12 protein-coding genes are annotated in these 12,588 nt (G+C 71.7%); 6 read left to right on the plus strand and 6 right to left on the minus strand.

Annotated elements, in window-relative coordinates:
- Window positions 1-68: 68 nt before the first annotated feature.
- The 5 genes from J4709_RS27225 to dnaA all read right to left on the minus strand — a co-directional run bounded on the left by J4709_RS27225 (window position 69) and on the right by dnaA (window position 7,016).
- Entirely contained in the window at window positions 69-572 is a 504-nt protein-coding gene (locus tag J4709_RS27225; RefSeq protein WP_208244654.1) for a DciA family protein, read from the minus strand.
- 162 nt (window positions 573-734) lie between these two features.
- Window positions 735-1,859 carry a DNA replication/repair protein RecF gene (gene recF / locus J4709_RS27230; protein ID WP_208244655.1) on the minus strand — a complete coding sequence of 375 codons (1,125 nt, stop codon included), beginning with the start codon at window positions 1,857-1,859 and terminating at the stop codon, window positions 735-737.
- Between the two features lie 73 nt (window positions 1,860-1,932).
- Window positions 1,933-2,853: a phosphogluconate dehydrogenase (NAD(+)-dependent, decarboxylating) gene (gene gnd / locus J4709_RS27235; protein ID WP_208244656.1), complete on the minus strand. Its 921-nt coding sequence runs from the start codon at window positions 2,851-2,853 to the stop codon at window positions 1,933-1,935.
- Between the two features lie 98 nt (window positions 2,854-2,951).
- Window positions 2,952-4,094 (minus strand): DNA polymerase III subunit beta, encoded by a 1,143-nt coding sequence (gene dnaN, locus J4709_RS27240; RefSeq protein ID WP_173097644.1) that lies wholly within the window; start codon window positions 4,092-4,094, stop codon window positions 2,952-2,954.
- A gap of 702 nt (window positions 4,095-4,796) precedes the next feature.
- The gene (dnaA, locus tag J4709_RS27245; protein ID WP_208244657.1) at window positions 4,797-7,016 is read right to left on the minus strand and encodes a chromosomal replication initiator protein DnaA; all 2,220 of its coding nucleotides are present in this window, start codon (window positions 7,014-7,016) and stop codon (window positions 4,797-4,799) included.
- A gap of 655 nt (window positions 7,017-7,671) precedes the next feature.
- On the opposite strand from dnaA, the gene rpmH reads away from it, so the two are divergent.
- The 5 genes from rpmH to J4709_RS27270 are packed head-to-tail and all read left to right on the plus strand — an operon-like array spanning window position 7,672 to window position 10,122.
- Window positions 7,672-7,809: a 50S ribosomal protein L34 gene (gene rpmH / locus J4709_RS27250; protein ID WP_208244658.1), complete on the plus strand. Its 138-nt coding sequence runs from the start codon at window positions 7,672-7,674 to the stop codon at window positions 7,807-7,809.
- 12 nt (window positions 7,810-7,821) lie between these two features.
- A complete protein-coding gene (gene rnpA / locus J4709_RS27255; protein ID WP_208244659.1) occupies window positions 7,822-8,187 on the plus strand; it encodes a ribonuclease P protein component in 366 nt (121 codons plus the stop codon).
- Window positions 8,184-8,555 carry a membrane protein insertion efficiency factor YidD gene (yidD, locus tag J4709_RS27260; protein ID WP_208244660.1) on the plus strand — a complete coding sequence of 124 codons (372 nt, stop codon included), beginning with the start codon at window positions 8,184-8,186 and terminating at the stop codon, window positions 8,553-8,555. The genes rnpA and yidD overlap by 4 nt, the downstream gene beginning before the upstream one ends.
- Complete coding sequence (gene yidC / locus J4709_RS27265; RefSeq protein WP_208244661.1) at window positions 8,548-9,600, plus strand: membrane protein insertase YidC; 1,053 nt, start codon at window positions 8,548-8,550, stop codon at window positions 9,598-9,600. The genes yidD and yidC overlap by 8 nt, the downstream gene beginning before the upstream one ends.
- Window positions 9,601-9,636: 36 nt before the next feature.
- A complete protein-coding gene (locus J4709_RS27270; protein WP_173097649.1) occupies window positions 9,637-10,122 on the plus strand; it encodes a Jag family protein in 486 nt (161 codons plus the stop codon).
- Between the two features lie 1,005 nt (window positions 10,123-11,127).
- Here the strand turns inward: J4709_RS27270 and J4709_RS27275 are convergent.
- On the minus strand, window positions 11,128-11,616 hold the full coding sequence (locus tag J4709_RS27275; protein WP_208244662.1) for a DUF6458 family protein: 489 nt from the start codon (window positions 11,614-11,616) through the stop codon (window positions 11,128-11,130).
- A 247-nt stretch (window positions 11,617-11,863) separates the two neighbouring features.
- Here J4709_RS27275 and rsmG point away from each other — a divergent pair, with 247 nt between their 5' ends.
- Entirely contained in the window at window positions 11,864-12,553 is a 690-nt protein-coding gene (gene rsmG / locus J4709_RS27280) for a 16S rRNA (guanine(527)-N(7))-methyltransferase RsmG (RefSeq protein WP_307801616.1), read from the plus strand.
- The last annotated feature ends 35 nt before the right edge of the window (window positions 12,554-12,588 follow it).

Below are 12,588 nucleotides of genomic sequence, written 5' to 3' on the forward strand. Positions count from 1 at the left end.
GGCCGCTCCGGGCTCCGTCTCGTGGGAAGGGCCGCTGAGATGCTCCGTCGCATCGTCCGGCCCGGATTTCAGCGTACGCGCCAGCCGCCGGTGCGCCGCGGGCCCGACGCCGGCCCGACCACCTTCACCCTGCGGACCGTCCCGTGGCCCAGTTCCTCGTTCAGCCGCCGCACCAGCGTCGACGACAGCAGCCGCAGCTGCGTCGCCCACGTCGTGGAATCGGCCGCGACCGTCAGCTCCCCGTCCTCGAACCGCTCCGGACGGGTGTGCTCCGCCAGCTCGGGGCCGACGATCCCCGCCCAGTTGCCGAACACCCCGCCGACCGCCGCGCGCTGCTCCCACCCGCGCGTGGCCATCAGCTCGCGGATCGCCGCGCCGAACGCCTTCGGGTCGCCGCCGCGGCCCGGGTCCCGCACGCGGGCGGGCTTCGCCCCGCCCTTGCGCCGGCCGCCCTGGCCGGGCAGCGTGCCGCGCTTCAGCGCGTCCGCCTTCGCCTGCGCCAGCGCCTCCCGCGCCAGCTCGATCCCCGACTTCGCCGGAGGCGCCGCCCCTTCCCCGGCCGGGCCGTCCACAGCCTGGGGATCACCGGCGCCGTCCGCACCCCCGGGTTCCGGAGAATTCACCGGACCGGGGGAGTTGTGCACATCCTGTGGATCATTACCGCCCGGGGCGGGACGGCCTCCCGCATCCCCCGGACGACGGGGATCATCGCCCACGCGCCCGCCCCTTCCCGGTCACTCCCGGACGACCCGGCCGTCGGCGACGGTATAGGAACCGCCCGTCAGTTCCGCCGGGACGTCCGCCGGCACCGCCGCGGTGATCAGCACCTGCTCGGCCGGCGCCACCATCTCCGCGAGCCGGCTGCGGCGCCCCGCGTCCAGCTCGGCGAACACGTCGTCGAGGATCAGCACCGGGTCGTCGCCGTCCGCGCGGAGCAGGTCGAACGCCGCGAGCCGCAGCCCCAGCGCGAACGACCACGACTCGCCGTGGCTGGCGTAGCCGCGCGCCGGCAGCTCCCCCAGCCGCAGGACGAGCTCGTCGCGGTGCGGCCCGACCAGGCTCACCCCGCGCTCCAGCTCCTGCTTGCGCGCCTCGGCCACGCCCGCCAGCAGCTGCTCGGCCAGCCGTCCACGGTCTGTGGACAACTCCTCGGCGCCCAGCGAGCTCTTGTAGTGCAGATCCGCCGCGCCGCTGGACGGGGCGAGCGCCGCGTACGCGCGCGCGACGAGCGGACGCAGCGCCTCCACCAGCTCGACCCGCCCGGCCAGGAGCTCCGCGCCGGTCCGCGCGAGATGCGCATCCCACACGTCCAGCGTCGCGAGCACCTCCGGGCCGGGGGACCGGCGGTGCGCCGCCGCCGACTTCAGCAGGGCGTTGCGCTGCTTGAGGACGCGGTCGTAGTCGGACCGGACGGCCGCGAACCGGGGCGCCCGCGCCGTCAGCAGCTCGTCCATGAACCGGCGGCGCTCCCCCGGATCGCCCTTCACCAGCGCGAGGTCCTCGGGGGCGAACAGCACCGTCCGCAGCATCCCCAGGATCTCCCGCGGCCTGGGGACGGGCGACCGGTTCAGCCGCGCCCGGTTCGCCTTCCCCGGGTTGATCTCGAGCTCGATCAGCGCCTTGCGGTCGTCCTTCACCACCCCCGCGCGGACGATCGCGCGCGGCGCGCCCTGCCGGACGAGCGGCGCGTCCGTCGCGGCGCGGTGGCTGCCGTGCGAGGCGACGTACCCGATCGCCTCGACCAGGTTCGTCTTGCCCTGCCCGTTCGGCCCCACGAACGCGGTCACGCCCGGCCCGAGCGCCACCTCCGCGGTGGCGTACGACCGGAAGTCCTGGAGCGAAAGGTGGGCGACGTGCACGGGACACGAGGGTAGAGCCTTTCGCGCGCCGCCCACACACCCGGCGCGTTCTGTGGATAACTTCCCCGCGGGGTCAGACCTTCGGCGGGTTCACGTCGGCGCCGGGGGAGTCGGCGCCCTTGGCGGACTCGATCGCGTGCCCGCCGAACTGGTTGCGCAGCGCCGCGACGACCCGCATCGCGGGGGAGTCGTCCTGCCGGGACGCGAACCGCGCGAACAGCGACGCGCTGATCGCCGGCAGCGGCACCGCGTGCTCCACCGCGGCCTGCACCGTCCAGCGGCCCTCACCGGAGTCGTTGGCGTAGCCGCGCAGGTCGTCCAGCTCCGGGTCGTCCCTGAGGGCGCGGTTCAGCAGGTCCAGCAGCCAGGACCGGATGACCGTGCCCTCCTGCCAGCTGAGGAACGTCTCCGGCACGCGGGTGACCAGCGGGCTCGCCTCGATCAGCTCGTAGCCCTCGCCGAACGCCTGCATCATCGCGTACTCGATGCCGTTGTGGACCATCTTCACGTAGTGGCCCGCGCCGACCTTGCCGGAGTGGACGAAGCCGTACTCGCCCTCGGGCTTGAGCGTCTCGAAGATCGGCATCATCCGCTTCACGTTCTCGTCGTCGCCGCCGACCATGAGCGCGTAGCCGTTCTGCAGCCCCCACACGCCGCCGCTGACGCCGCAGTCGATGAAGCCGATGCCCTTGGCCGCCAGCTCCTCGCCGTGCTTCTGGTCGTCCACATAGTGTGAATTACCGCCGTCCACGACGAGGTCGCCCGCATCCAGGACCTCCCCCAGCCTGTTGACGGTCTCCTGGGTCGGGCCGCCGGCGGGCACCATCACCCACACGGCGCGCGGCGGGGAGAGGCGCTCGACCAGCTCCTCGACCGAGCCAACGTCGCTGATGTCGGGGTCGCGGTCGTAGCCGACGATCGTGTGACCGCCGCGCCGCAGCCGCTCGGCCATGTTCGCGCCCATCTTGCCCAGGCCGATGATGCCCAGCTCCATGCTCACTTCTCCCCTGTGCGTAGCTGCCCGTGCCCGTCCGCGGGGGCGGGTCCCCCGCGGGCCGGTCGTCTCCCCCAGGTATGCCCCAGGACCGGTCTTTACCCAGACAACCGCACCGGCATGATCAGATAACGGTAGTTCGGGTTTTCTCCGTCCTGCGGGGGCTTGCCGGTCAGCACCGCCGGCTTGGTCGGCGTCGTGAACGACAGCCGCGCGACGTCCGAGCCGATCGCCGAGAGCCCGTCGAGCAGGAACCCGGGGTTGAAGGCGATGTCGATGTCCTCGCCCTCCAGCGTCGCCTCCAGGGCCTCCACGGCCTGCGCCTCGTCGCCCGTCCCGGCCTCCAGGACGACCTCGCCCTGGCTGAACGACAGCCGCACCGGGGTGTTGCGCTCGGCGACCAGCGACACGCGCTTCACCGCCTCGATGAACTGCCCCGTGTTCACCTCCGCCAGGCCCGCGTACTCGCTCGGCAGCAGCGACCGGTACTTGACGAAGTCGCCGTCCAGCAGCCGCGACGTCGTGCGGCGCCCGCCGCCCTCGAAGCCGATCATCCCCTCGCCGGCGCCGCCCGTCCCGGCCAGCGCCATCGACACCTCGGCGCCCGCCGTCAGCGACTTGGCCGTGTCGGCGAGCGTCTTCGCCGGGACGAGCGCGACCGCGGAGAAGTCCGGCCGCTCCGGCTTCCAGTGCAGCTCCCGGACGGCCAGCCGGTACCGGTCGGTCGAGGCGAGCGTGACCGTCTCGCCCTCGATCTCCACACGCACACCGGTGAGCATGGGGATCGTGTCGTCCTTGCCCGCGGCGATCGCGACCTGCGCGACGGCGGCCGCGAACTCGTCGCTGCCCACCGCGCCCGCCGCCGGCGGCATCTCCGGCAGCGACGGGTAGTCCTCCACAGGCATGGTGAGGAGTGTGAACTTCGCGCTGCCGCAGCGCAGCATCACCTTCGCGCCGTCGGTCGTCACCTCCACAGGGTGGGGAGGAAGGCTGCGCGAGATCTCGGCGAGCAGGCGGCCGGAGACCAGCGCCGTCCCCTCCTCCTCGACGTCGATCTCCGTCGACACCTGCGCGGAGACCTCGTAGTCGAACGCCGACAGCTTCAGCCGGTCGCCGTTGCCGTCGCCCCCGGCGACGATGTGCATGCCCGCGAGCACCGGCACCGGGGGCCGGACCGGCAGCGTGCGCGCCGTCCAGGCCACGGCGTCGGCCAGGGCGTCTCTGTCGATGCGGAACTTCAAGGGGACCCGCCTCCTGCAGGTGTCGGACAAGGCTCGGGTGGTTCGGCCTCGGCTCGGGCGCTCGGGGCGCGTTGTCCCCAGGCCCTAACTTGAGTTGGATCTTTTCTTGAGTAGAGAAGTAGTGCAGTACCAGTAATAGGGGCCGTGGATAGTGTGGACAGACCCCGTTCTCGCAGGTCAGAGCGCGAATCTCTGTCCACCGGGGCTGTGCATCGGCGGTGGACGCCGCGAGCCGCGCTGGGGACGGCGAATCCTTCCCCACACGTCATCCTCACGTCATCCCCCGGTTGTCCACGAGTTTTCCGCAGGTTCTCCCGGGCCGGCACGGCGGCCGGCCGTCGCGGTGGGCACCGGCCGGGCCCGTCCCCAGGGCGTCCCCAAGGCTTCCCCAGCTTGTCCACGGGTTCGTCCCCATGATGCCGGGTGGCCGTCCCCAGGGCTTCCACAATCGGTCCACGAGTCGTCCCCATGTTGTCCGCAGGTTTTCCCCGGTCTTTGCGCCGGGATCCCCAGGGTTATCCCCAGCCTGTGCGTGTCGATCTTGGTTCGGGTCCGGTCCGGGCGGGTCTTCGATCGGGCGTTCGAACGGGCCTGTGCACGGGCCTCGTACACAGCCCGGGACGGTCTCGCGGGCGGTCGTCCCCAGGTCATCCCCAGGCTTTCCCCAGGTCGTCCCCAGGCCCGTCCTGCCCGGGCCCCGCGTCAGCGCTTGCGGGCCTGGTGCTTGATCCGTCCCGTCAGCTCAGTGACCTGGTTGTAGATCGCGCGGCGCTCGGCCATCAGCGACCGGATCTTGCGCTCGGCGTGCATCACCGTGGTGTGGTCGCGGCCGCCGAACTGCTGCCCGATCTTCGGCAGCGACAGGTCGGTCAGCTCGCGGCACAGGTACATCGCGATCTGCCGGGCCGTCACCAGCATCCGGGACCGCGACGGCCCGCACAGGTCCTCGATCGTCGTGCCGAAGTACTCCACCGTCTGCGCCATGATCATCGCGGCGGTGATCTCCGGGCCGGAGTCGTTCGGGATCAGGTCCTTCAGGACGATCTCCGCCAGCTTCATGTCGACCGACTGCCGGTTCAGGCTCGCGAACGCCGTCACCCGGATCAGCGCGCCCTCCAGCTCGCGGATGTTCGTCGCGATCTGCGAGGCGATGAACTCCAGCACGTCCGGCGGCGCCGCCAGGCCCTCCTGGCGGGCCTTCTTCTGCAGGATCGCGATCCGCGTCTCCAGCTCGGGCGGCTGGACGTCGGTCGTCAGGCCCCACTCGAACCGGTTGCGCAGCCGGTCCTCCAGCGTCACCAGCTCCTTCGGCGGCCGGTCGCTGGAGATCACGATCTGCTTGCTGGCGTTGTGGAGCGTGTTGAAGGTGTGGAAGAACTCCTCCTGCGTCTGCTCCTTGCCCTCCAGGAACTGGATGTCGTCGACGAGGAGGATGTCCACGTCCCGGTAGCGCCGGCGGAACCCGTCGGCCTTGCCGTCGCGGATCGAGTTGATGAAGTCGTTCGTGAACTCCTCCGAGCTCACGTACCGGACGCGCGCCCCGTTGAACAGGCTCTGCGCGTAGTGGCCGATCGCGTGCAGCAGGTGCGTCTTGCCGAGGCCCGAGTCGCCGTAGATGAACAGCGGGTTGTACGCCTTGGCGGGCTGCTCGGCGACGGCGACGGCCGCGGCGTGCGCGAACCGGTTCGAGGAGCCGATCACGAACGTCTCGAACGTGTACTTGGGGTTCAGGCGGGCGTGCTCGGACGCGCCGGCGCCCTGGCCGCCGCCTCCCTCGCGCGCGCCCCCGCCGGGGCCTCCCGGCCCTCCCGGGCTGGTGGGCCCGCCTGGTGCCGGGACCGGTCCACGGGCGTCGGACGCCTCGTCGTCGCGGAAACCGCCTTCGCCCCGGTACGGCTGCTCGTCGGCCCTGTAGGGCTCTTCCCCACGGAACTTCTCGGAGCCCGAATACTGCTCCGGCCCTGTGTACGACTGCTCCGCGCCAGGGAACTCCGTCTTGTAGGACTCCTCGTCGTGCCCTAGCGGAGGCTCGCCGGCACCGTGCTGCGGCTCCCTGCCGAGCGGTTCGCCGCGCCCCCCCGGACGCAGCGGGCCGAGCGTACGGTCGTTGAGATGCGACGGCGCGTGCGGCGGCCGCCCGGGGGGCTCGCCTCCGTACCCCTCCGAACCGCCGAAGCCCTCCTGCGGACGGCCGCGTCCCGGAAAGCTCGGCACGCCCCCCCGGTCGTAGGACGAAGGCCCGCGCCCCCCCGGCCCGGCGCCGTACGCCGGAGGACGGGGGGCCGGCGGGAACGGGGCGCCGTGGTCGTTGTCGCGCTGCGGCCATCCACGGTCGTCGTCGCCCTGTGGATATCCACCGGGAAGACCGGGCCTGTGGGTAACTTCGGACGGCGGCCGGTAGCCCGGGTCGCCGTACGGCTGCTCCGGGTACGAGCGGTCAGCGTAGTCCTGACGGTCGGAGTAAGGGGCGTCCCCGTACTGCTGCTGTTCCGCATACGGCCGATCGCGGTCCCGTTCCCTGTCGCGATCTCGGTCGCGGTCGTCGAGCGGCCGTTCGCCATAAGAAGAAGGTGCGGACTCGTGCAGGCCCGGCCCGGGGACCGGCGCCGGCAGCGGCTCGCCCGACCCTGCACGGGAACCGCCGCCCGGGCCCGACGCCGCCGGAGGCTCCGGCTGCACCGTCACCGCGACGCGGATCTCCCTGCCCAGCTCACGGGAGAGCGCCTGCGTGATGAGGTTGCGCAGGCGCGTTTCCAGGGCGTCCTTGGCGAACTCGTTCGGCGCCGCGAGCAGCGCCGTCCCCTCGACCAGGGCCAGCGGGCGGACCATCGGCAGCCATGCGCGGTAGCTCGGGGACAGATCGCTCTCAGACAGTGCGGTGAGGGTGCGGGCCCAGACCGATCCGAGATCCTGTCCGTCCATGCGCAAGGTCCCCTCCCCACGACTCCGGTCAACGGAGTACCTGACTGCCCGGCTCTCCCGCGGGTCGCGACCCGCCTCGTTGGGCACGGCCGCGACGCGGAAGCCTTACTCTCTCACGAGTTGTCCACAGAGTTGTCCACATGCTGTGCATAGGCATGCGGGACCCTGTGCAAAACTCCGCCGCGGCGGTCGGAGAGGTGGGGACGGGAGCTCACCGGCCGCGTCGCGCGGCCGGATCGGGCTGTTCTCTGACGGGGGGATTCGGCGGGCGGAACACCGATCTCGATCCCAGATCGTCACAGGAGTATCGGCTTGCCCGGAAGGAAGACCCTAACCCCTGCCGAACGCCCTCGCAACACGAAGCCGAGGACCGCCCCGCCCGCCCGGACCACGAAAGCCCGGGCCGCTGGATGACGAGGCCAGAGGGCGCCTGGCCGCGCCCTCCGTGCCCTCGGCGCGGTGATCCGTTTGACCCGGCGGCCGGATAGCCCGTAACGTGCTGAGGTCGAGTCGCATCGACGGAGGTGACGCGTGCCCGCCGGTCGTCCGTCCGGACGGCACGGGTGGGCCCCCGCTGCGGGGGACCGAACGCGGGCCCTCGATGCGAGCTATCGAGCCTTTCTAGTCGAACCGACCGCAGCACTGGAGCCTCAAAGTGAGCAAGCGTACATTCCAGCCGAACAACCGCCGCCGCCACAAGAAGCACGGCTTCCGGCTGCGGATGCGCACGCGCGCCGGGCGCGCCGTCCTCTCCTCGCGGCGCGGCAAGGGCCGCGGCCGCGTCGCGGTCTGACCGACCCCTCTCATGCTGCCGTCCGGACACCGGATGCGGCGGCGGGACGACTTCTCGTTGGCCGTCCGGCGCGGGCGCCGCGCCGGACGGCCTAACGTCGTCGTCCACCTGCTCCGCGGGGAGGACGACGAGGCCGCCGGCCCGGCACTGGTCGGGTTCATCGTGGCGCGCAACGTCGGCAACGCCGTCACCCGCAACGCGGTGCGGCGCCGTCTCCGGCACCTCGCGCGCGGGCACGTGGACCGGCTTGCACCGGGTAGCCTGCTCGTAGTGCGCGCCAACCCCCGCGCGGGCGAGGCGCGCCCTGACGATCTGGCCGCGGATCTGGAGTCGGCACTCGACCGGCTGCTGCGGCCCGCGTCCAAGGGGCGGAGATGAGGAACCGGCACGGGAAACCGTTCACCGACCAGCGCCCGGCGACCACTCCTGGTCCGGTCGCCGCGGTGTTGATCCTTCTCGTCCGCGCCTACCGCCGCTTCTTGAGTCCACTGCTCGGGCAGCAGTGCCGCTTCACCCCGTCCTGCAGCACCTACGGGCTCAAGGCCCTCCAGGTGCACGGGGCAGGGCGCGGCACATGGCTGACGGTCCGCCGGATCGCGCGGTGCCACCCCTTCCACCCCGGCGGCTACGACCCGGTGCCGCCGAAGAGGACGCCCTCCACGAAGGCGAAGGCGGCTTCTTCGAACTCCGGCCGCGAGGAGAGCGGCCCCGCCCTAGCAGAGCCCAAGGAGCTGCCCGGTGCTTGACTGGCTATACCAGATCGTCTCTCAGCTCATCGTGTGGATACACGCGGGGCTGAGTGCCGTCTTCCCCGAGGACAGCGGATGGGCGTGGGGCGGCTCGATCATCCTGCTGACCGTCCTGCTCAGGCTCCTCCTGGTCCCGCTCTTCGTTAAGCAGATCCATGCGTCCCGCAAGATGCAGGAGCTGAACCCGAAGGTCCAGGCGCTGCGCAAGAAGTACAAGAACGACAAGCAGCGCCTCAACCAGGAGGTCATGAAGCTCTACCAGGAGAACGGCGCGAACCCGCTGTCGGGCTGCCTTCCCCTGGTCGTGCAGATGCCGATCTTCATCGGCCTGTTCCAGACCCTCAAGCGGATCTCGGACGCCAAGGAGGGCCACAGCGTCTTCGCGATGTCGGCGGACCTGGTGCACAGCGCCCAGCACGCCAACATCTTCGGCGCGCACATCCCCGACACCTTCCTGCACGCGTGGGGCGCCCACCACAAGGTCACGAGCGCGGTCGTCATCACCGGCATCGCGGTGGTGATCAGCTCCTGCACGACGTTCTTCACCGTCCGGGCCAGCATGAAGCGGCAGCCGGCGGCGGCCGCGGACGCCAACCCGATGATGCAGGCGCAGAAGATGATGGTCTTCCTCGCGCCGCTGTTCGGCCTGTTCGGCCTCGGCTTCCCGCTGGGCGTCCTCATGTACTGGGTGACGTCGAACGGCTGGACGCTCACGCAGCAGCACTACATCTACAAGCGCTTCCCTCCGCCCGGCGACAAGGCGGACGAGGCGGGCACCACCGCCAAGACCACGTCCGGCGGGAAGACCGGCGGCACGAAGACCGCCGGTTCCAAGGCCGCCGGTTCGAAGGCCGCCGGTTCGAAGGCCGCCGGTTCGAAGGCGGCCGCGGGCAAGAACGGGCAGGCGCAGTCCGGGATCAAGGCCAAGCTCAAGAAGGAGCCGGAGCCCACCCCCGAGCCCGAGGACACCAAGCCCAAGGTCGTCCGGAACCAGCCGACCCGCAAGCCGCGCAGCAAGCGCAGCGGCAGCCCGAAGCGCTAATTTGGACCTCTGTCCTCGCCGAAGAAGGAGACCCCGTTGAGCCAGACCGACACCACCGAGGTCGACGTCCAGGCCCTCGAGCAGGAAGGCGAGATCGCCGCCGACTACATCGAGGGCCTGCTGGACATCGGTGACTACGACGGCGACATCGACATGGACGTCGAGGGCGAGCGCGCCATCGTCGCGGTCGTCGGCGGGTCGCTGGACGAGCTGGTCGGCAAGCGCGGCGAGGTCCTGGAGGCGCTGCAGGAGCTGACCCGGCTGGCCGTGCACCGCCAGACCGGCAACCGCACCCGGCTGATGCTCGACATCGGCGGGTACCGGGAGCGCCGGCGCGCCGAGCTGACCAAGCTCGGCACCGACGTCGCGGACGAGGTCAAGCAGGGCGGCGAGCCGAAGCCGCTCGCCCCGATGACCCCGTTCGAGCGCAAGATCGTCCACGACGCGGTGGCGGCGGCCGGCCTGCGCAGCGAGTCCGAGGGCGAGGAGCCCGAGCGCTACGTGGTCGTCTACCCGTCCTGACGGGCGGTCTGATCACCGCGGCCGGCAGGACGACCGGCTGATCCGATCCATCGAAACGGCCCCGGCAAGAGCACCACGCCGGGGCCGTTTCGCATGCCCGGGCGCCCCGGGAACACGAGGCCGCACGCTGCCGTGGAGCGATGAGGCGGGGCGGGCTACGGGAACGAGACGACGGCGTGCAGGGGCAGCGAGGCAACGCGCATGTGGGGCAGCGGGGCAACGCGCGCATGGGCAGCGAGACGACGGGCGCATTGGCAGCGAGGCGGCACGCGCACGGGGGCAGCGAGGCGGCACGCGCACGGGGGCAGCGGGGCGACACGCATGTGGGGCAGTGGGGCGGCGCGCTCGGGGACAGGGAGCCGGAGTGCGCCGGGGCAGCGAGCCGGAGTGCGCGGGTCAGCGAGGCGGGACGCGGGGAGTGAGCCGCGCGCGGAGGGCAGCGGGGCCGAGCGGGTTGCGGCGGGGTGGAGATGAGTTGCTCCCGGCGTCGAAAAGAGGCCCCTCCCGCCCCGGGGGCGGACCGGCTACTTCCATAGTCAAGCCTCGCCACCCTCCACGGAACCAGAATGCAATTCTGTGGATAACCGGCCTTGTTATCCACAGGTTGAAGACAGAGCCTTCGCCGGCGGCGGTGTCAGGGACGATGAGAGGGCGTCGGACCCATGCCCCGGGGGCGGGGGACGGTACGGCGAGCGTGCTGAGGCGCGCTGGGGACGGTGGCGAGGCGGGGGCGGGCCCGTCCCGGTGCGTGCTCGCGCCGCGCCGGGCGTCGGGCAACAGGATGGGGAGGCGATCGTGGTGAGGCAAGGGCGGGGCCCCGCGTCCTGACCGACGCGGGGCCCCTGGGGACCCGGTGTGCACCGCCGCCCAAAGCACACCGGGTTGGTCTTTCCGGACGGGTCGACGCGGCCGGGATGGACGATTCCCGCTGGGCGCCGTCGGTCTCGTCCCGGACGGAGGCGGCGTCGCCCGGACGGGATCAGCGCACGCGCCGTCCCGCCTCCGTCACCTGCGTCCGCGAGGCGTCCGGCCGTACACGCTCCGCTCGCGGGGCGCCGGATCGTGGATCGGGTCGACGGGGTCGGACACAACGCCCGTGGTGTTCTCCTCGACCGGGTCCTGGGCGCGGGACGGATCCTGCGCGAACGACGGGTCCTGCGCGACGTGCCCGTGCGTCACCCCTTCGTCCGCGGGGTGCTCGACGACGCGTTCCACGCGCTCGGCGGGACGTCCTGCCGGGGCGGGGTCCTCGATGATGTGCTCCTCGCGCACCACGGTGCCCGGCTCGTCCCCGTATGCGGGGTCTGCTCCGACCACCCGGCCGGCGCGGCGCCGCGGGCGCGTGTACTTGAGGGTGAAGGCCATGCTCACGGCCCCGACCACGATCAGGATCCAGCCGACGAGGTGGATGTCGACGCCGGCGAGATCGACGCGGAGGGCGAACGCGAGGATCGCGCCGATGGCGATGAACGCGAGACTGACTCCGATTCCCATGTCTCGGAGCTCCTTCCAAGGGGGGCGACACGGTCCCTTTACCCGGCGGACGTCGAATATGCGGAGGGACATGTGGTTCTTGCCATAGCGCAAGGGGCGGGCCGTCCCGGGCGGGCGACCCGGCGGCATGGCCGTAGGGGCGGCGCTGGGCGAAGCCGTGATCGGCGGCGTGCAAAAGGCGCTCCCGTTTCACTCCGGGACGTTGCGTGTGTACGCCGCCACGCCGTTATGTGGAACGATTCGTACGGTGGGGATTGCAAGCGAGGTTTTCGGGGAAACGCTGCCGGTCGCGGAACGCTACGCGGCGTTCCTTGCCGACGCCGGTGTCGAACGCGGGCTGATCGGTCCGCGCGAGGCCGATCGGCTCTGGGAGCGCCACCTGATCAACTGCGCGGTCGTGGCGGAGGCGATCCCGGCGGACGCCCAGGTCGTCGACATCGGGTCCGGCGCGGGACTGCCCGGCATCGTGCTCGCGATCGTCCGGCCCGACCTGCGGATCACGCTCCTCGAACCGCTGCTCCGGCGGACCACGTTCCTCGACGAGTGCGTCGAGATGCTCGACCTGCGGAACGTCGAGGTGCGCCGGGCGCGAGCCGAGGACGTCACCAAGGAGTTCTCGGTGGACGTGGCGACGGCGCGCGCGGTGGCCCCCCTCGAACGTCTCGCCAAGTGGGCGCTGCCGCTGCTGCGCCCAGGCGGCGAACTCCTCGCGCTGAAGGGCGAGCGGGCCGCGGCCGAACTCGACGAGGCCGCGCCCGTTCTGCAGCGGTTCGGGGTGCGGGAGACCGAACTGCTCCAAGTCGGGCGCGGTATGGTCGACCCGCCGACAACGCTTGTCCGTGTGGTCGCCGGCAGGCCGGCGGACCGGAGTGCAGCGGCCGGGCGACGACAGAGCGCGCCCCGGCGCGCTGGAAGGTCGAGGAAGAGGTCTTCATGAGCACGGGACCAGGACTGGGCCGGCCTGACCGCGCC

The organism is Actinomadura violacea, from assembly GCF_017573465.1.
GTDB lineage: Bacteria > Actinomycetota > Actinomycetes > Streptosporangiales > Streptosporangiaceae > Spirillospora > Spirillospora violacea.

Excerpts from the sequence above, each read along its gene's own strand:
- gnd (WP_208244656.1), bottom strand. The coding sequence starts at position 2,853 with ATGGAGCTGGGCATCATCGGCCTGGGCAAGATGGGCGCGAACATGGCC.
- rnpA (WP_208244659.1), top strand. The coding sequence starts at position 7,822 with ATGCTGCCGTCCGGACACCGGATGCGGCGGCGGGACGACTTCTCGTTG.
- dnaA (WP_208244657.1), bottom strand. The coding sequence starts at position 7,016 with ATGGACGGACAGGATCTCGGATCGGTCTGGGCCCGCACCCTCACCGCA.
- yidD (WP_208244660.1), top strand. The coding sequence starts at position 8,184 with ATGAGGAACCGGCACGGGAAACCGTTCACCGACCAGCGCCCGGCGACC.
- J4709_RS27275 (WP_208244662.1), bottom strand. The coding sequence starts at position 11,616 with ATGGGAATCGGAGTCAGTCTCGCGTTCATCGCCATCGGCGCGATCCTC.